Source organism: Noviherbaspirillum sp. ST9 (assembly GCF_048799745.1).
Taxonomy (GTDB): Bacteria; Pseudomonadota; Gammaproteobacteria; order Burkholderiales; family Burkholderiaceae_D; genus Noviherbaspirillum.
The window spans coordinates 535,348-554,571 of the sequence record NZ_JBLWFR010000002.1 but is presented as its reverse complement, the minus strand read 5'-3'; the positions used below and the strand labels follow the sequence as shown (position 1 = coordinate 554,571).

The following is a 19,224-nucleotide window of genomic DNA, read 5'->3' as shown; positions in this document are numbered from 1 at the left end:
GCTGAACCGTAGGGCACTCGGCCAGTCCACCTCGGGACACAAGTTCAACGCGCGCTGGAGAGTCGAAAAAAATACAAAGAGCGTGTAATTTGTATTCGTGCGAATGTATTTCGGCGCTTCAAATTTGCTGCTCGGAAGCGTGATGGAATGCGTAACAAATTGCGATACCCGCTGTACAGGCTGCGATTATCGGCACGCAGTGCAGCCAGCTTCGTCACGGGTGATAACGATGCTTCGGCCCGCTTCTTGCAGCCTTCGATGTCGAAACGGTTCTTGATCGATCGGCAATAGTGGCACGCGACACATAGCCCACGGGGAAAACCGAGCCTTGTGAGAAACGTCGCGCTTTTTCAAGTTCGTGTTTGCATGTTGCGTGAACATCATGAAAAGGATATTCGTCCCGCTCTTCATCATCGTTGCGCTGCTCATCGTGTTCTCGGCCGGCTGGCGGGAGAGATTTGCGAAGGCTGTTGATTCCGCAGCGGAGGCCACAGGAATGCGTCAACTGACAGATGCAGGAAAGCGCCAGCCGGATCCCGGTGCAGCTAATCACAGGAACGAACCGACGTCATCGTCGACTGACAGCGCATCGCCGCGCACGAAGGAGAGCGAGAATGAACGCCGACCTTAGCCCCGGTCGGAAGGGAAGAGCCAGCATTTATTCGACTTGCTGCCTCATAAAGGAACCTCGATGAGACGGCTATTCATCCGCGTCGCATTCTTTCTTCTGGGCGCCGGTATAGCGCTGTCGTCCGGTGCGCAACAACTGGATGCGCCAGACGCCCTGATCCAGCGACTCAGCGGTGAGGTACTGGCCGAAGTACGTGGAGACAGGGAGCTCCAGCAGGGCAATTCAACGCGAATACTTGAACTGGTCAGGCAAAGAATTCTTCCCCATGTCGACTTCGAGCGCATGACATCGCTGGCCGTCGGTCGTTACTGGAATCGCGCCAGCGAGAGCCAGCAGCGGCGCCTGACCGAAGAGTTCCGCGACCTGCTGGTGTACGTCTACTCGGGCGCGCTATCCCAGGTCGAGGACAACAAGATCGTTGTCGAACCAATGCGGGGCAATTCGGCGGATGGCGAAGTGATCGTCCGGTCGAAAGTGATTCAGCCGCGCGGCCGGGAGCCAATCGAACTGGACTACCGGTTGGCGAGGGAGGATTCGGGCTGGAAGATATTTGATGTCAGCGTGCTTGGTGTCTGGCTGGTTCAGTCCTATCGCGGGAGCTTCTCCAACGAGATTCAGCAGTCGGGCATCGACGGCCTGATCGATACGCTGGATCGGAAGAACGAGCGGCTGGCAAAAAACATGGCGGACAACAGCGGCAAGGGATCAAGTGGGCGTTAAAACACGGACAGCCCAAACGTCAGACTGCGGCTTGCTGCCTTCAAGAAGCATCGCGTGTTCGTTCGGATACGGCGATCAGCTCTGAACGGATTCTTTTCAATTGCGCCTTCACTCTCTTCGCGTTATCCGCCCCGATGCGCATCATGATCTTCTGCCCCGCCGATGCATGCTGAAGCTCGGGGTCAGCGAACTCGTAAAGAACCCGCGGCTGTACGAGCTCGGCACCGGCATCAATTTCCGGCGCATCGAGAAGATGGTCGATTACGGCAATCAGGCGGTCGTTGAAATAGCCCTGGGGATAGCCGAGTTCTCGGTAGGCCTGCTGGAAGAGTGGGTAGAACCGGACGTAAGTTCCGACCAGGGGCTCCGGATCCAGAGATTCGAAAATCCGGACAGGCGTCTCGTAGCGTCGCGCGTTTGCAACTGATATCCGAAGCGTCTGCCCATCTTTCGAAACGCGGAAGCTGTCGGCGACCGGTTTTACCGGCCGCATTCTCGCGGCCACATACTCGCGCGGCAGGTTATCAACGGTGACGACGATATTGCGCACTAATCGCTCAGGAATCAACATGTCGCCGAGCTTGCGCTGGATTCCTGACAGCGCTGAGAGAAGGGCGTCGTCGCTCTTGTCAAGCACTGGAAGTTCCGCTGCAGTCGGCCCCGGATCGGGCAAAGGATAGGTGATCGAAGGCTCAACACGGCGTTCCGCCACCTCGTCAGCCGGTGCTGCGGGCGCTAACCGTTGCGGGGCCGGCTGGTTCCAGATCAGCGCGACGCCGCCAATGACTATGGCGGCGACAAAGAGGATTCCGAAAAAGACGCGTTTCATGTCGGTCTCCATGTTCTTTTGCGAGCGAGTTCATAGGGTCTTATGAACAGGGAAGGGGGCGCTCCAGTTGTCAGGTGTTGCAGTGGGAGTTTAGGACCGTCCGCTTAGGCGCACCTTAATTTCGTGTCGGCGAAGCGGAAATCGCGGGCGGGTTAGACTCTCGTCAAGTAGTGCCCCGTCTGCCGTGCGTGCCGCGTCTGTGACGGCGTTCCGGCAGGCGGGGCAAGCAAGGACTGAACGCTTCTGTCACCCAATCTTGATCGGCACGAAGATCTTGCTTTCCCCCCGCTGCACCAGAAGTGCGACGTGCTTGTGCTCCTTGTCGACAAGCGACTTCAATTGGTCCACCGTTTTCACTTCCTTGCCATTGACGGACAGGATGATGTCGCCCTGTTCGATTCCTGCGCGTGCAGCCGGCCCGGCGGCCTGTTCAACCAGCACACCCGCCGCCAGCCTGCTCGCACTCGCTTCCTCCGGGGTGAGGGGCCGTACGGCAAGCCCCAGCTTGCCCTTCGGCACCGCAGTGCCCGCATCCTTCGCAGCAACATTTTCCTTTGCCGCGCCGAGCGTCGTCCGCAGGTCCACTTTCTTGCCGTCGCGCCAGACCTCCATGCTTGCCTTGTCGCCCGGCTTGCCGAGGGTAACAAGCGCGGGAAGGTCGCCAGAGCGGACGATCCGCTGGCCATTGAAGCTGAGCACGACGTCGCCCGGGCGCACGCCTGCTTCAGCCGCCGCGCTGCCCGGCACCACGGATGAGACGAGCGCGCCTCCGGGCTGCGCCAGCCCGAACGAATCGGCCAGCGTTTGGTTCACTTCCTGGATCGTCACTCCCAGGCGCGCATGCTCCACCTTGCCCGTCTCAACGATCTGGTTCTTCACATGCAGCGCAAGGTTGATCGGGATCGCGAAGGACACGCCCTGATAGCCGCCGGTACGGCTATAAATTTGCGAATTGATTCCCACCACCGCACCGTTCGCATCGAACAAGGGGCCGCCGGAATTGCCCGGATTGACCGCGACGTCCGTTTGGATGAACGGTACGCTCCCGTCGCCAGGCAAGGAGCGCGATTTCGCACTCACGATGCCCGCCGTTGCGCTCTGCTCAAAACCGAAGGGTGATCCGATCGCCAGTACCGCGTCGCCGACGCCGAGTTTCCCGGGATCGCCGATATTGACCACTGGCAGATTCAATGCGTCGATCTTGAGTACCGCGACGTCTGTCGCTGGATCGGTGCCCAGTACTTTCGCCTTGTATTCACGCAAGTCGTTCAGCTTGACTGTCACTTCATCTGCGCCATCCACCACGTGCGCGTTGGTCAGGATCAAGCCGTCCTTGCTGACGATGAAACCTGATCCTTTCCCTTGGGCCGGTAAGCGGTCTTGCGGCATTTGTCCATTCGGGCCCGGGGCGCCTCCGAAGTGCTTGAAGAACGGATGCGCCTCGAGCTCGTCGGGCAAGTCCACCGCAGCTGAGGTCGCCGATCCTTCAGTCGTGATACCGACAACAGCCGGACCGTACTGCTCGACGATGCTGCGGAAATTGACGTTTCCCGGTGTTGTCACACCGCCAACCGGTGCAGCAGCGGGTGCTCCAATGGCGGATTTCTCCGCTTTGCCGTCGAACAGATCTGCGGGCTTCCAGCCAAGCGCGTTTGCGCTCCCCACCGCGATACCAGACCCGATGAGTACAAGCGCCAGTGGTTTCAATTTCATCATTCTTCCTTCATCAAGAACACCGAAACTTCGGTACGGCGCCAGATTAAGGACGGAGAATTAAACCAAACTTAAAGCGCTCCCGCCGATACACTTCCCCGAAAACGCACGGTAACGCGTAGCCCGCCGAGGCGGGACTTGCCAAGCTGCACGACAGCGCCGTGGCGTTGCGCAACATTTCGAACGACCGACAATCCCAGCCCGCTTCCCGGCGCGTCATTTCCTTCAATCCGGTAGAAGCGGTCGAAGACCCGCTCGCGCTCGTGCTCCGGAATGCCAGGCCCGGAATCATCCACGGCAAGAGTCACTGCTTCGGTGTCCCGCGTGATCGATGCCTCGACCGTTCCGCCGGGCGGGGTATAGCGGACGGCATTGTCGAGGAGGTTGCGCACGAGGACGCGCGCAGAAGCCGGTTCGAGGTTCAAGAGCACAGTGTCCGGTGCATCGAGCGACATATCGATACGCTTGATCGTGGCGAACTCGAACGTGTCGGCGATGGCACCACGCACCAGTTCGGCGAGATCGGTATCGACAAGGGCCACTTCTGCGTCCTCGGGGTCGGTTCGCGCGGCCAGCAGCAGTTGCTCGATCAGGTGCGCGGCGCGCTCCACTCCCGCGTGCAGTTTCTGCAATGCTTCGCGGCGGGACGCTTCGTCTGCGGCACGATCGAGAAGCTGCAGATGCACCCGCAACGCTGTCATCGGAGAACGCAGTTCGTGGGCGGCATCGGCGACGAATGCGCGCTGCTGCGCAAACGCCTGCCTGAGGCGGATGAGCAGGGCGTTGATCGCTTTGACAAGCGGGAAGATTTCTTCCGGCACGCCCTCCTCGGAGACCTTGTCGAGTGCGCGCGCGTGGCGGTTTTCGACTTCCCGTGCCGTACGCGTCAGCGATGATAGGGATTGTCCAACGAGCCACCAGATCATCAGCGCCATCAGCGGGGCAAAGGCCAGCAGCGGCGTGAGGCTGCGCAGCGCGGCGGAAGCCGCGAGATCGCGTCGCAGTGCGATCGGTTGCGCGACCTGGATGATGCGTTGCGCCGTGTGCAGTGTGTAGACGCGCCAGCGCCCGCCGGGGCCGGTCAGGTCCGCAAAGCCCGGGGCCAGCGTGTCCGGGACGGGATTGTCCGGATGGGACAAGTAGACGAGGCTGCCGGCTGCCGTCCAGATCCGGATCACGACATCGGGGCTATCCGGCGCGGCAATCGCGCCGTCGAGGAGTCCCGCGCCACCGTGGTCGCGCAGGGAGAGCGCGATCTGGCGCAACTGGTAGTCGAACAGGTGCTCGTTCTCATTCAATGTCTGCCGGTACGTGAGCAGACCGATGCCGACAGCCGTCAACAACGCGGCCAGCAGGAGAAAACCGGACAACCTTCGGCGTACCGAGGTCATGCCGTCCCTGCTTTTGGCACGAAGTAGCCGACCCCGCGCACGTTCTGGATAAAGTCCACCCCGAATTTGCGCCGCAGCGCATGGATGTACACTTCCACGGTATTGCTACCGATGTCTTCACCCCATCCGTACATCCGTTCCTCCAGCTGGGCGCGCGACAGTATCTGCCCCGGCCGCGTCATCAGGGCCTCGAGTAGTGCGTACTCCCGGGCCGAGAGCAACACCTGCGCCCCGTCTTTCATCACTTCTTTGGTCGCCGGGTTCAGTCGAACGCCGTCGACCTCGATTTCGGGGGCGCCTCTGCCCGCTCCACGGCGCAGTCCCGAGCGGATGCGAGCCGAAAGTTCGTCAAGATGAAAGGGTTTGACGACATAGTCGTCCGCACCCGCATCGAGGCCCATGATCCGGTCTTCGATGTCGTCGCGCGCGGTGATGACGATGACGGGCGTGTTCTTTTTTCTCGCACGCAGCTGCCGGAGTACGTCGATACCATCCATTCCAGGCAATCCAAGGTCGAGCAGCACAAGGTCGAACTCTTCCGCAGTCAGGGCGGCGTCCGCTGCCCGGCCGGTACGAACCCAATCGACGACGTACCCGTCCTGCCGCAGCGAAGCTCGCACGCCATCACCGATCATCACATCATCTTCCACCAGCAGAATGCGCATCACTTGCTTTCCGTACTTGCTCCTGCGCGCCCGTCATTGGCACAAGTGCTCCATGCAGCATGTTCTGAACCTCCATTACCGCCAAGTATGCATTTGACCTATGAAAACTGCGACAGCGTCATCGTCTGCGAAGGCTGCAAACGGTATGCCACTCCATGCTTTTCCTTGCCGCAAAGAATGCTCCGCAGCCATACGATTCCCATGAAACGGGTACAGTCCGCTGCACCGAAAAAATCTACAACTGCGTTGTAATTTGTTTTCGTAGGAATGTATTGATCAGGGTGAATACTGCGGTTTACGGCAGAACGGCTGCAGTATCAACGGCCCGTCATGATCTTTGCTTTTTCAGTTGATCCAGGACGCGCATCGATGGCAGGAGGGACGAGGGAATGAACTTCGACTGGACCGAGGCGACCCGGTCTGTGCAAGTAATGGCCAACGGATTTATTGAACGGCTGCCATATTTTGCGATCGCGTTGGTCGTCTTCGTCGCATTTGTCCTGCTCGGGCAGGCGGTGCGCCACGGAATCCGGCTTGTGGCAGAGCGTGGCAGAAAGCATCACAATATCGGCCTTGTCCTCGGCCGCCTGGGCTACGGAATCATTATCTTCATCGGCCTGTTGATTGCCCTTGTCATCGCCATCCCCGGGTTCACGCCCGGACAACTCGTCAACCTGTTGGGACTGTCGAGTGTGGCAATCGGCTTTGCCTTCCGCGATATCCTGCAAAACTTCCTTGCGGGAATCCTGATCCTGCTTACGCAGCCGTTCCGAATCGGCGACCAGATCATTCTCAAATCCTTTGAAGGAACCGTGGAAAATATCGAAACCCGCGCCACCTTTATACGGACCTATGACGGCCGAAGGATTGTGATCCCCAACTCCGAGCTTTTTACAAATCCCGTCACCGTCAACACCGCCTTTGAAAAACGACGGCTGGAATACGATATCGGCATCGGCTACGGCGACGACATTGCCAAGGCAAAAGAAATCATGCTCGGCGCGATCAGCGAAATTCCCGAGGTGCTCAAGGAACCGAAGCCGGACGCGATCGTCGTGGACCTCGCCGCCAGCAGCGTAAACATTCGATTGCGTTGGTGGGTGCATCCGCCACGCCAGCTCGATGTCCTCAACGTCCGGGATGTGGTCCTGCAAAAGGTCAAGTCGGCACTCATGTCCGCTGGCATCGACCTTCCGTTCCCCACGCAACAGATTCTGTTTCACGACCAGACCGAGGAGACGGACGGGGACCGCGCGCGCCAGAGAGAAGGATGGCCCAAGGGACACCGCGAGCCCCCGCGCCAGGCAAGCGTGAGCCATGTTCTTTCCGGCATGTCGAGTGCGAAAGAAAAAGACGAGTCCTGACAGAAGTAATTTCGATGACATGCTGCCTGCAGGAATCCACCAGCGAGAAAAGGAACCAGCCGTGGTTCCTCCTGGACTACCAGTGAGGCCAGGCAGAATTGCAGCGCGTTTCATCAAGCACATGCCCGGCACCTCGGTAGGTGCGAGCCGCGAGGATCAGGTTTTCCCTCGCTGCCTCCGTGTCTCCATTCAGCAGCGCGACATGGGCGCGCGCCTCATGCAGGGCCGCATGCCACGCCGGAAGCTTCATCACCACGTTCGCCAGATACTCCGACTGACGCAGATAGGCATCGGCCAGATCCGCGCGACGGGCTCTCGCGGCAGCGATGGTTGCGGGAATGGCGAAGGTGATGCGACAGCCGGGGCAAGTCTCAAGCGGCCCGCACACTGCGGCTTGCGCCTCTTCCAGCACACCAAGATCTGTGTTACTCGCTCTGGCAAGGGTGATGCGGGTGCCGTAAATCCGGTCCAGCAGGTGAAAGCCGACATCCGATTGGCGGGCCACATCGAGGGCTTCGGACAGCAGGCGGCGAGCATCCTCAAGGAGACCGCGATGCAGGGCCAGTTCCGCGCGGCGCTGCAATGACAAGGCTTCGCCGGTCGCTCCCCCGATCTTTCGATGTAATTGCCCGCCGGCGATCAAGTCCTTTTCCGCTTCGTCCAGGTGCCCGCTGAGCAGCCTTGCTTCTCCCCGCAATGTGATGGCGAAGGCCTCTCCGCGCGTGGCGCCGAGCCGCCGCGCCTCGGCTGCCAGCGAATTGGCGAAGGCGATCACTTCGGGGTAGGGGCGGGCGCCGTACAGGAATCGCTGGGTAATGCAGAGGTGGCCATCGAACACGCGCACTGCCAGGTGCGGGAGGTGGCTCGTCTCGCGCAGATCGGCCCACACGCTTCCGTGCAGGTCGCCGCGCGCGTGCGCCGCTGCTGCCTGCGCCCATGAGGCGATCACCAGCGTACCCTCGTCGCCGGTCTCCAGCGCCAGGCGGCGTACTTCGGCTGCGCGGCGCGCCCCTTCGGCCGGGTCGCCGAAGCCGAGTGCGGCAGCGCCGCTATACGCAAGCGCCTCGGCGAGCCGGCCGGGCACCGTCGTCGGCTTGACGTCCTGCAGATACTTGAGGGCTCCCGGTGGATCGCTCATCTTCACTTGGGCGAGGGCCCGCTTGGCTTTCAATTCCTGGCAGATCTCATAGGGAGCGACCTCGGCAGCAGCATCGTAGGCGGCAAGCGTGCCGGGGCGCCCAAGCGCATCCATTGATTCGGCGCGCAAGGCAAGCGCCTCCGGATGTCGCGGGCACAGTTCAAGCAGCGGGTCGACGTGGCGAAGCACGTCCTGGCAGGCACCGAGACGAAACGCTTCACGCGCTGCCGCCAGGGAGCAAGGCAGCGCTTGCTCGACATCGCCGGCTGCAAGCCAGTGCTGTCCTGCAAGCCCTGGGGCGCTGCCCGCGTGCTGCAACCGCTGAGCGATCTCGCGGTGCATTGATACGCGGCGGTGTGGCGCAATGTTGTTGACGAGTGCCTGGCGTACGAGGCTGTGCCGGAACCGGTATCGCCCATCATCCACGATCAGCACGGCGCTATCGAGGGCGCGGTCGAGGCAATCCGTCGGGTCTTGTTCCCCGTTGCTGGCGAGAGCGATTGCCGTGGCCGCGTCAAAGTCATTGCCTGCAAGCGCCAGGCGTTGCACCAATTGCAAGATGTCCGGCTCGACGTCGCACAATCGCTCTGTGATCGCCGCTGAAGCATTGGCCGGCAGACTTGCGGCCAGCGCGGCACTGGTGGCGCGTTGCGTGCGGGCCAGTTCGACCACTGCGAAAGGAACGCCTTCGCCCAAACGGGCGATATCGGCGGCAATCCTCGGCGGAAGCGGTTCCGGCGCCGAACGGGCCGCCAGCAACGCCGCTTGCTCCTGGTCGAGCGGTCCCAGTTCGACTACCTCAAGCATGTCGGCACGCAGCATGCGCTCGATATTGTTGTCGAGCACCTGGGGCAGGGAAGGGCGGCAACCGAGCAGCACAAACAGCGGCGGGCCACTGGCGGCCAGGTGCGCCAGTATTTCCGCGCTGGCGTCATCCGCGCAGTGCGCATCATCCACCACGAGCAGTACCGGGCGCCCCGGTGCGGTGGCGAGCAGCAGGCGGCGCACCGCACCGACAACCTGGTGCCGACTGATCGGCAATGCCAGCGCTTGCGCCGGGCGGCCTGCCGGATTCATTGCGGTCAGCACTGCCAGCGCATGCCGTCCCAATGCCTCCCTTGCACTGTCTCCCGCTTCGAGCAATAGCGGCTCGATCAGGTCCTTCGCCAGTCCGTAGGGGCGAGTCCAGTCGGAGGCCTGTACCGCGCGCACCTGCCAGCCCATTTCCCGCGCTTCGCGCTGCAATCGACGGCACAATGCCGTCTTTCCCATGCCAGCAGGTGCGCGCAATATTACGCCGCAGCAGGCACCAGCCGACGACCCGTTCATCGCGGCCAGGACCCGTCCCAGTTCCTCGGCGCGGCCAATGAAGCCCGGCGTCTCGCCCTCGGCACCCGCTACACATTTGCGATACAGGGCGTCCACCTCCGGTCCTGGCTTGATGCCGAGTGACTGCAGATGGTCGCGCAGACGCCCGTACCACCGCAAGGCGGCAGCACGCCTGCCGGAAGCAAGTGCGCCTTGCATAAGCGCTGCACATGCCGCTTCGTCGGTTGGTTCCTCTTCTGCCAGCCGTTCGAACAGGCAGCCTTGCCGCAGCAGGCGCAAGTATTTCTCGCGCAGACGCCGCCGCGGCGCTTCGGTCCATGGCTCATAGGGAGACTCGGGCAGCAGGTCGCCGCCGTACAGCTGGGCAGCCGCACAACATGCCTTCGCATCCTCTGCGGCAAGAGCGCGGTCGGCAGCCCGCTCGAACTCGACGGCATCACACTGCACGCTGCAGGACGGGAGCAGGTAAACCTGACCGTTGCGCAGCTGAAGGGCATCGGCCTGACCGATAGCGTGCCTGGCATGATGCGCGGCCTTGCGCAGGTTGGCGCTGCCGGCATCGAGATCGAGATGCGGCCATAGTGCCTCCAGCACCTGCTCATGCGGCAAGCAGCGGCCGGCCTGCAGACTCAGTAATTGCAGCAACTCGGTCGGACGGCGGCCGAGTCCGCGCACTCTGTCATCCGCCGGCTCTTCCCGGAAGTTGCCTAGCCTCAAGCTGAATCCTCCCAGTAAGCGGATTGTTACTGGCAACGGCTCGCGAGCGGGGTCCAGCTGTGGCGATAGTGGCATGACATCCCCTGCAAATGGGCGGCGGGAACGTTTTGGGAACGCTGTGCATGGAGTATAGGCAGTGCGATGTGCAAGTTGAAGGACGCAGCCGTGCATCAGTCGCTGCAATCTTATCCACTCTAGATATAGGCCGGCATTGGCGGGATTGGCGGGAAGCGAAGTTCAACTCGCGTTGACGCGAAGCTGCCGCGCAGAAACGCATCCGCGTTGTGCAGGCAGTATCGCCGCAAGGAAGATTTTCAATTTCAATGGAGGTGCATGATGAAACGGTATTACATGCTTATTGCTGCGGTTCTACTCATGGCCGGTTGCGCCGGCACGGGAGCAGGAGGGCAGGGCGGAGCCGGCGCCAATTTTACTGACCCGTCAAACATCTACTTCGGCGGCTGATGCCCGCGCGCCCTGGAAAGTTTACTTTGCGTCCGAAACGGACGAACACCTGATTGAAGGAGATCACCATGCATATCACCAAGGACGATGTTCCAGTCAAGATTGGCATTCCGGGAGCCACGGCTCGCCAACAACTCAACTTCGGCGATGCCACGGGGTATGGGAGAATAAGCGGCGAATACTTTTCGCTGCCGGCGGGAATGGATATTTCCCCTTTGCTGGAGGGCCTGGAGGGCGATATGTGCGACGCGCCCCACTGGGGCTATGTGATTCGCGGAAGCGTAACGACCACATACGCCGATGGCAGCAGCGAAACTTCCCGTACCCATGATCTGTTCTATTGGCCCCCGGGACATACCGTCAAGGTCGAAGAGGATGCCGAGCTCATTCTCTTCAGTCCGCAGCATGAGCATACCCGCGTGATGGATCACATGATCGAGAAGATGGGCCAGACGGCTTGATCCGCAAGGCCGGCCTTGCCGGCCTTTTCGCTTGCCATGCCTGACGACGTGAAGAACCTGTTCAGTATTTTTCCGTCAAACTTTTTTCGCTGAAGCGCGAGAACAGTTTGAGGAAGTCCGACCGGTGCTGGAGAGCATGTCGCAGGGGGCGCGCGACGAAAGTGAATCAACCGCACTTGCCCTGAGATCCTGTACATTCCCCTAATCCGGTCGTCTTGCTTCTGCCAGGAGTGAACAGGCATGGCACCGGAAAAGCACCTTGCAGGAAGGGCTGCATTGATGGTTGCAGCGCTGGCCGGACTCGGAATCGCGCTGTTCAACTATTTAACGCCGATGACCGGCGTCACCAGCACGGTCGGCGCATTGACGGTCGTCGCGTCGACCTTGTTGCTAACGTTGTTCGGCCTCGTCTTGCTTAAGAGGCGATCCGCCGGCGGCATCCGGCTCGTGCGTATCCTTGCCTTCCTGACGGCCCTCGGCACATTGGCGGCGGCCTGGCTCCTCCACGAGTTCTGGCTGCTTGGCGCCATGGCCATCGCACTCCTGGGATTGCTGATCGATATCGCAACCGGCCGCACGAAGACTGCAGGTATGACTACCGCAGCCAGTCTGTTTCTCGTTTCATCGCTCTGCATCGGATTCGCCGCCGGCAGCAGACTCCCGCATGCATCGGCGGAGGGGCATGCAGCCAATGGCAAGGCAGACGCCCCGGTCGCGAAGCAGTCGCCGCTACCGGAGAAACCCGAGTGGAGCAGCTTCCACGGTCAATTGAACGCGCAGAAGTACTCGCCACTGTCGCAGATCAATACCGCGAACGTCGGCAAGCTGGAGCTGGCGTGGCAATACCAGACCGGTGATGTATCCGACGGCAGCGGCGACAAGACAGCGACGGTCTGGTCGGCCACGCCAATCTACGCCAATGAGACGCTGTATATCGGCACACCCTTCTACCGCATCATCGCCCTTGACCCGGCGACCGGACAGGAGCGCTGGACCTTCGACACGCACTCGGTCCTGAAGCCCCTTACGCAGCCGGCACTGAAGAACCGCGGCGTCGCCTACTGGGAGGCCGCCCACCCGGTCCAAGGGCAGGTCTGCCAGAAGATCGTCTACATCGGGACCATGGACGCCCGGCTCTTCGCTGTCGATGCCGACAGCGGAAAACCGTGCCTCGACTTCGCCGACAACGGCGTCCTCGACGTCAACAAGTGGAACGACGTCAACGACTCCTGGCCGCTGTCACTGCTGCAGCCGCCGACTGTAACAGGCGATCACCTGATCCTCGGATGGGCCGGCAAGGACTGGGAGCTTGCCGCGGCGCCACCGGGCACCGTCTTTTCGATCAATGCCCGCACCGGTGAGCGGGAATGGAGCCTGCACGTCCTTCCCGAAGAGGTGCGCCAGAAAACCGGCACGGCCAATGTATGGACCGCGATGTCCGTCGACGAACGGTTGGGGCTGGTCTACTTGCCGGTCTCGTCGCCATCGCCCAATTACTGGGGTGGCAACCGTGCCCAGCCGATCCCCATGGCGACCTCCACCACTGCCGTCGACATCGAAACCGGGCGGGTAGTCTGGTCGCGCCAATGGATCCACCACGATCTATGGGACTATGACATCAATTCGGCGCCTACCCTGATGGACATAACAATCAATGGCAGGACGATCCCGGCCCTGATGCAGGCGACCAAGATGGGCTTTTTATTCGTGGTCAACCGCGAGACGGGCGAGGATATCTGGCCGATCGAGGAGCGCCCGGTCCCAAGCGGCAATGTTCCGGGCGAGGTGTACGCAAGGACGCAGCCGGTGCCGACGCGCCCGGCACCATTGCTGAAGCAAGCTGCCAAGCCCAGCGTCTGGTGGCTTGCCGACCTGGTTGGCTTCGGTCAGTGTTCGCGCCTGTTTGAAAGCTTGCATTACGAAGGGATGTACACGCCCCCGACCACCGCGGATGCAGGAACGCTGGGCTACCCGCTCAGCGCCGGCGGTGTGCAGTGGGGCGGCGTCGCCTTCGAACCACGCAGCCAGACGGCGATCGTCAACACCTCGCACATTACCCAGTATGTCAAGCTCCTGCCGCGGGAGGAATACGAGCGCGTTGCCAGCGGCTCCGGCGCAGAGCAGGGCTATTATCCGCAAAAGGGCGCGCCCTTCGGCGTTTCACTGGAGAACACGATGAACTGGCTTGGCATGCCTTGCTGGGAACCGCCGTTCGGCGAACTCGTGGCGATTGACATGAAGACAGGCAATGTCAGCTGGCGCCGGCCTGTCGGCGCATCGCAAAAGTACGGCTTTTACATGCCGGAGGCCTGGGGATCGCCGACCATTGGCGGGCCCGCAGTCACCGCCGGCGGCCTGATCTTCATCGGCGCCTCGATGGACGCAAAGGTACGAGCCTATTCCCTGGCGACCGGCGAAGAACTCTGGTCCGCCCTGGTCGAGGCCCCCGTAGTCGCCAACCCGGCTGTGTACGAGCACAAGGGCCGGCAATACGTCGCCTTTGCCGCCGGAGGCAACCCGATCATCAAGGACCAGGTAGGAGATCAGCTGGCCGTTTATACGCTTCCGCAGTGACAGTGATTGTTGAAACAGCACCGGGAGGCGCAGAGCGCGGTCGGTGCTCCACCGGATCGTCGCCTACCCGCTTGTGCGAGCGGGATATCCGGCTTCGGTAACTACGTGTGCCAGAGTACCGCCGTCCAATTCACTTTCAACCAAAACGACCTTTCGCGGAAGGTCGACTTTCACCTTTGCCGACTCGTCCAGGGCCTGAATTGCCCTCGTGACGCGAGCCGCGCAGCCGCCGCACGTCATCTTTTCAACTTGAAGCTCGATCATGATGATCCCTTCTGTGTTAATCCTGAAGCCAATGTAGACCTTCCCTCAATGGGAAGGTCAAGGGAAATGCTATTCGACTTATTCTTGCATCTACAGTGACAGGTGCATCAAGGTGCGTCGGGCCGTTGCTATTGGCGACCCGACGACGCCCACGCTGCGCTTAATGCGCGGACAGTCCTGCGCTGGCCCCCTTTGAGCTCGAACCCATGCCCGCCATCCTTCGACATTCTGCAGCGCACCTACGGCAGGCTTGTGCGCATTCCTGGCAATGGGTCATTTGATGCTTGGCGCACTCGTCGCCGCACGCCTCACACAACTCGGCGCACATTTGGCAAATCGATGCCGCAAATTCACTCCCCCGGGCCATGTAGCCAGCGGCGAGGCGACAAATCTGGGCGCAGTCGATGTCCAGAGCGATACATCTCGCCATCATCTTCACATCCTGCTCTTGCAAACAGGACGTGGCGCAGTGGTCGCACGCGTCCGCGCACTCGTTACATGCTTCTATACAGCTTTGGTACTGTTCATGTGCCATGACATTCTCCTGAAAATTCCCCTTGAACTCAAAAGCTCCCTTTCAGAATGGCTCTTTGAACAAGAGCACTCATTGCGCTTGAAGTTAAGAGAGTTCAACGCGCGCCGAAGTCGGCATGCACGGCGTTATCATGCTGACCGTTGCATCGATGTGTGATATGCAAGGACCGGGCGCGCTGCCTTGGTCATGCGCTTCCATGATGCAGCGCGGCGTCTACAAAAATCAGCGTTTAGGAGGCCTGTCGAGGACAGGCGGAAGATGCCCTAGGGAAAGTGTGGGCGGTGAGACTGAGACGTCCTGAGACGCGTTGCACTGTTGAATGGGTAAGAGATGGGACGGCGCAGCTGCCGCACCGGCGCAGCACGTGGCGTAGGCAGCACAAACATGGTGATTCAGTCGATCTTCTTCGTTGGCGGCTTCCTCTGCATTGACGGCAGAAATGCCGGTTGGCTGCATGGCGGCATGATGCGCAAACGCGCGCGGATGATTGTTCTGGCTTAGATTTTGAGAAGAGGGCAGGCATAGTACTCGTGCCGTTACGGCGATGCCCTGTACCGGGACGGCAACAAATAGTAATAGAGCGACAAGTCTGCTAAACAAGTGAGACATCGACAGAGCCAAGGACTGAATACCATGATTATTGGCAAAACCGCAATTTTTCGACCCACATGGCGAGAGATGGTTCAGCCGCTTTAAGTGTTGCTCAGGGCTGCAGAAAGATGCGTCAGCTTGAGCGTAGCCTTGTCTGGCTTTCCACTTACGTGATCACCTCTATCATAGTCCCACTGAGCTTGCCGCCGACAATCGCGACCACGGAGCTCACCTTGTGTCCGACTTTCACTCTGTCGAGTTGCGTCTGATCAATCCACAAAGGGCAACTCAGCTCGTCCTCACATGATTGCGGGGGAAAAAGTCTTTTACGTGGAGGGGAGATTCAAAGCCCGGAATTCCAGCCAACGAAGTTGTGGCAATCACCTTCCCGGACAGACGACAGATGTCAGACCGTTATCAAATAGGTTTTCGCTCGGCGAGGACGAAGTCTAGCGGCGCCGGCGGCCTATATTCGACATTATAACGCTAATGTCATATTTCGGCGGCTAGAAATTGGATAATTGATGTATTACGTCATATTATCAATTCAATTTCTGCCTCTTCCCGTCGCTATGTCCACGTCCGAACCCAATGAAAAACAGCTGCTCGCCGATATCGACGCGCTGCGCAGTCAGTTCCCGCACACTCAGGACCTGTACCGCGAAGTGTGCGTGCTGCTGTTCTTCCGGTACGGTATCACGCCGACCACCAACAAGCTGTACCAGCTGGTGCGCAAGGGCAGCATGAGCGCGCCGGCCGAGGCGCTCAACAAGTTCTGGGAAGATCTGCGGGACAAGAGCCGGGTGCGGATCGAGCATCCGGACTTGCCGGAGTCGCTGAAGACCGCCGCCGGCGAGCTGGTCGCGGCGTTGTGGTCGTCTGCACAAGGCGCCGCTCAGGAGGGGCTGGCGACATTGCGCAGCGAAGCCCAGGCGCAAGTCGCGGAAGCCCGGCTGGCGCAGGCAACCGCGGAAGCGGATCGGAATACGGCACAGGCGTCGCATGCGCTGGTGAGCCAAGCGCTGGAGCAGGCACATACAAGGATTGGGGAGTTGGAGCAGGCATTGGCCGCGCGCGACGCGACGATTGCCGCGCTGGAAGGGCAACTGCAATCCGCCCGTGGTGAAAACGCCGGGTTGCTGCAGAAGCTGGACGACGCGCGGCGGGACTTCAGTCTCGAGCTCGAAAAACTGCGCTCAGCCGCCAGCCTCGCTGAAGAACGCTTCCGCGCGTCCGAGACGCGCGCGCTGATGGAAATCGACCGTGAGCGAACTGCAGCCAGCAAGCTGCTTAAGGAGATGGAGGGCTTACGATCGCACGCAGAGCAGGCGGGGGAGCGCCATCGCACCGAACTGGCAGCCCTGCAGGAGCAGCTCGGCAATTATCGGCAAAGGGCAGGGGAGCTCGAGGGGAATTTGAAGGCGGTTTCGGCAAGCCGTGACCTTGCATTGGAGGATCTCAGCGCTATGCGCAACCTTCTGGGCGAGAGGAATACGTATATCGCGCGTGTTAACGGAGAAGCCGCGGAATTGCGAACTCAACTCGAGCAAGCACGGCAAAAAGTCGACGACTTGGTGAAGGCAGGTAGACCAACACGCGGAACTCGTGCATCAAAGAATCTTAAGTCAGCGGATTCATAATCTGTTGGTGCCGCGTTCGGCTCGCGGGAGGCCCGCCAAAAAATTGTGGCGTGAAATCAGGCCCTTTCGATTCGTCCCAAGGGCTTTTTCACATTTGGGCGCATGCGTTTGGAAGCGTGTATTGCGCCTAATAAGTATCTCAAACTTAAGGTGGCATGACCTTCGTCATGAGGCCGCCTCGCGTCTATTCGACAAGGGACTGCATCCACTCGAAGTGGCGAGCATCACAGGTTATAAGAGTATGCAGATGCTCAAGCGATATACACATCTAAAGCCGGAAACCCTCATAGCGAAGCTGGGTGATGTGGCTACGTGCACTCGGCATACCAGTGTGCCGCCGACATGTGCTGCGCCCGCTCGGCCTCAATCCTGCCCTTAAGTGTCCTTGAGCCGTGACCTTCTCTGATGATGTTAGCCTCATGCCGGAGGTAGTCGAGGATGGCGCGAAAACGTGGGACGAGCTGCTTATCCTGGGAGATATCCCCGCCGTTGCAAAAAAAGTCAGCCATGATTAACGTCATGACGGAAAACATATCAAGTTGAGGAGTTGGCAGGCGCAGGTAGGGTGTCCCCAAATCTTGCACCTGTTCGTTGTTGATAACCACCTTGTCTCGGCTAGTGTGCAGGTGCTCCTGAAAGAGGTCGCGTACCGTGTCGTCGCTTACCTCGCGGCTCACACCGCGTTGGACGTGAAAGATTGGGTGGAAAGCTGTCTGACTTTGGGCAGCTTCGAAATCAAAATGCATCGCATCGAAGAACTTCAAAGAGAAGCCTTCAGGTTCCGGCTTGCACGTGTAGAAGGTCACATTGCAGTCTGCCTTGTGCATGCACGGCTGCTCATCGGCCGCGGACACTTCAAAGCTGCCGGCGATGAAGATGGCCAATCGAGTCGATTTCCCGCGACTACTTGAGGCTTTGGGGGGCGCATTGTGAATAAAGATCGGCGCGACAGGCCGAATGGTGATCTTGCCATCGACGATTTCACCGTGCTGCAATGCAGTCGGGAAGAATAGCCGCGCACCATTGCGCCCGCTGATCAGCTGCTTGAGTCTGGAATCCCAGCCGTCCCAGTAGCGCTGCAATTTGGCATAGGAGGGAATTGTCATTCAGATGCTCAACAGGGGGCCGAGTTCGTCATAGAGGTCCTGCTTAATCCTTGCCACCTGTGCACCCGAGGGAATCCAGTCAGGATTGGAACTCGCTTCGCTGCGTTTGATCGGCTCGCGCGACAGCATGCAATAGTATGCAGTACTTTCGGGATGGTCCGGGTCCACTCGCGTGATGACGGCGTCCTTGATTTCGGGCGCATTTGCGATATCGCCGCCATTTTTTTCAATCAGTTCTAGCAGGTCCTCCGCCCAGAAGTAATCTTCCACTTTGCTGAACGGACCTGTGTAACGGGCCGGTGCAAGCATAGCCTGGACACTGGGTTGGGTAACGCTCTCCGGCGTGATGTTAAGGAATGCAGCGGTCGCCTTCGCATTGAGGATCGGTCCCGGGAAGGCCAGCACATAGTTGTACAGCCAGTAGCCCAACCGGGTGGCCAGTTGACCGATATCCTGGGCCGCCCTCGGCATCTCATCATTATCATTGGAGGGGGCGAAGAAGAAGAAATTCTGGGCGGTATAACCGAGTAGGTCCGCACGCAAAGACGGCCGGTCGAGCGCGTGCGCCAGGATGCCGGTAGGACCGAGCGACTGCCCCAGCACATCTGTGTGTTGGTCGAGGTACGATTTCAATGCGCGAAAACCGTCTTCGATCCCCTTGAGCCAGGGAATGATCCCGGACTGGCCAAGAGGGTCCTTAGTCATGCTATTAGGTACCCAGATCGCACTTGCCCCTTCCACGGCGAGCCTCTGCAGGTACTTCAGGTGTGAAATCTGGGTTTCGCTGTGCTTCTTCGTGTAGCGCGTTACAGGCAGACCCAGGTCCTGGCATGCGGTTCGGCATGCGGCTTGGCTGATGCCGTTGCCCAGTTTTGAGATGTCGGTGTCCAGCAGCACCAGGTCGATAGCGTGCTTCTCGCGGATCGCACGTAGCTGATCGACGAGCTGCTGCTCTATGGCGGCTTCGCTCGTAAATTTCTTGTCGAGCCCAGCCGCTTCCGGGGACACGATCGTGATCCCTTGGTCTTTGCACGCTGCGGTTAGGCGATCGATAAAGCCGTTCTCGTCTTCAATCAGGAGGATATTCATGC

General features: G+C 60.1%; 15 protein-coding genes and 1 pseudogene. 7 read left to right on the top strand and 9 right to left on the bottom strand.

From position 1 onward, the window contains the following. The first annotated feature begins 373 nt into the window (after positions 1-373). Together ACNOHI_RS05875 and ACNOHI_RS05870 are read left to right on the top strand one after the other, a co-directional pair. Positions 374-631, top strand: a complete 258-nt coding sequence (locus tag ACNOHI_RS05875; RefSeq protein WP_420473713.1) for a hypothetical protein — start codon at positions 374-376, stop codon at positions 629-631. Between the two features lie 60 nt (positions 632-691). Further along, positions 692-1,351, top strand: coding sequence for an MlaC/ttg2D family ABC transporter substrate-binding protein (locus tag ACNOHI_RS05870; RefSeq protein ID WP_420473712.1), 660 nt, complete (start codon positions 692-694; stop codon positions 1,349-1,351). Between the two features lie 40 nt (positions 1,352-1,391). Here ACNOHI_RS05870 and ACNOHI_RS05865 read toward each other — a convergent pair whose 3' ends face one another. The 4 genes from ACNOHI_RS05865 to ACNOHI_RS05850 form a co-directional block, all read right to left on the bottom strand. Further along, positions 1,392-2,180, bottom strand: coding sequence for a DUF3014 domain-containing protein (locus ACNOHI_RS05865; protein ID WP_420473711.1), 789 nt, complete (start codon positions 2,178-2,180; stop codon positions 1,392-1,394). Between the two features lie 246 nt (positions 2,181-2,426). Beyond that, positions 2,427-3,893, bottom strand: a complete 1,467-nt coding sequence (locus ACNOHI_RS05860; RefSeq protein WP_420473825.1) for a DegQ family serine endoprotease — start codon at positions 3,891-3,893, stop codon at positions 2,427-2,429. Positions 3,894-3,964: 71 nt separating this feature from the next. After that, a complete protein-coding gene (locus ACNOHI_RS05855) occupies positions 3,965-5,284 on the bottom strand; it encodes an ATP-binding protein (protein ID WP_420473710.1) in 1,320 nt (439 codons plus the stop codon). Beyond that, positions 5,281-5,949 (bottom strand): response regulator, encoded by a 669-nt coding sequence (locus ACNOHI_RS05850; RefSeq protein ID WP_420473709.1) that lies wholly within the window; start codon positions 5,947-5,949, stop codon positions 5,281-5,283. Before ACNOHI_RS05850 ends, ACNOHI_RS05855 begins: the two co-directional genes overlap by 4 nt. A 389-nt stretch (positions 5,950-6,338) precedes the next feature. Between ACNOHI_RS05850 and ACNOHI_RS05845 the strand changes: the two genes are divergently transcribed. Beyond that, on the top strand, positions 6,339-7,313 hold the full coding sequence (locus tag ACNOHI_RS05845; RefSeq protein ID WP_420473708.1) for a mechanosensitive ion channel family protein: 975 nt from the start codon (positions 6,339-6,341) through the stop codon (positions 7,311-7,313). A gap of 76 nt (positions 7,314-7,389) precedes the next feature. On the opposite strand, the gene ACNOHI_RS05840 is transcribed toward ACNOHI_RS05845, so the two are convergent. Beyond that, complete coding sequence (locus ACNOHI_RS05840; protein ID WP_420473707.1) at positions 7,390-10,497, bottom strand: ATP-binding protein; 3,108 nt, start codon at positions 10,495-10,497, stop codon at positions 7,390-7,392. 533 nt (positions 10,498-11,030) lie between these two features. Between ACNOHI_RS05840 and ACNOHI_RS05835 the strand changes: the two genes are divergently transcribed. Both ACNOHI_RS05835 and ACNOHI_RS05830 read left to right on the top strand, forming a co-directional pair. Then, on the top strand, positions 11,031-11,423 hold the full coding sequence (locus tag ACNOHI_RS05835; RefSeq protein WP_420473706.1) for a hypothetical protein: 393 nt from the start codon (positions 11,031-11,033) through the stop codon (positions 11,421-11,423). A gap of 240 nt (positions 11,424-11,663) precedes the next feature. Beyond that, on the top strand, positions 11,664-13,997 hold the full coding sequence (locus tag ACNOHI_RS05830; RefSeq protein ID WP_420473705.1) for a PQQ-binding-like beta-propeller repeat protein: 2,334 nt from the start codon (positions 11,664-11,666) through the stop codon (positions 13,995-13,997). Positions 13,998-14,060: 63 nt separating this feature from the next. On the opposite strand, the gene ACNOHI_RS05825 is transcribed toward ACNOHI_RS05830, so the two are convergent. Further along, positions 14,061-14,237: a heavy-metal-associated domain-containing protein gene (locus ACNOHI_RS05825; protein WP_420473824.1), complete on the bottom strand. Its 177-nt coding sequence runs from the start codon at positions 14,235-14,237 to the stop codon at positions 14,061-14,063. Positions 14,238-14,421: 184 nt separating this feature from the next. Beyond that, positions 14,422-14,796 carry a four-helix bundle copper-binding protein gene (locus ACNOHI_RS05820; RefSeq protein WP_420473704.1) on the bottom strand — a complete coding sequence of 125 codons (375 nt, stop codon included), beginning with the start codon at positions 14,794-14,796 and terminating at the stop codon, positions 14,422-14,424. Positions 14,797-15,911: 1,115 nt separating this feature from the next. On the opposite strand from ACNOHI_RS05820, the gene ACNOHI_RS05815 reads away from it, so the two are divergent. Together ACNOHI_RS05815 and ACNOHI_RS05810 are read left to right on the top strand one after the other, a co-directional pair. After that, positions 15,912-17,027, top strand: a complete 1,116-nt coding sequence (locus tag ACNOHI_RS05815) for a DNA-binding protein (RefSeq protein WP_420473703.1) — start codon at positions 15,912-15,914, stop codon at positions 17,025-17,027. Positions 17,028-17,133: 106 nt separating this feature from the next. Then, positions 17,134-17,406 (top strand): annotated as a pseudogene (locus ACNOHI_RS05810) (tyrosine-type recombinase/integrase); the annotation flags it as partial. Here the strand turns inward: ACNOHI_RS05810 and ACNOHI_RS05805 are convergent. Both ACNOHI_RS05805 and ACNOHI_RS05800 read right to left on the bottom strand, forming a co-directional pair. Beyond that, positions 17,336-18,133, bottom strand: coding sequence for a hypothetical protein (locus ACNOHI_RS05805; protein ID WP_420473702.1), 798 nt, complete (start codon positions 18,131-18,133; stop codon positions 17,336-17,338). The pseudogene ACNOHI_RS05810 and the gene ACNOHI_RS05805 overlap by 71 nt on opposite strands. Further along, positions 18,134-19,222, bottom strand: coding sequence for a hypothetical protein (locus ACNOHI_RS05800; RefSeq protein ID WP_420473701.1), 1,089 nt, complete (start codon positions 19,220-19,222; stop codon positions 18,134-18,136). Positions 19,223-19,224 lie beyond the last annotated feature (2 nt).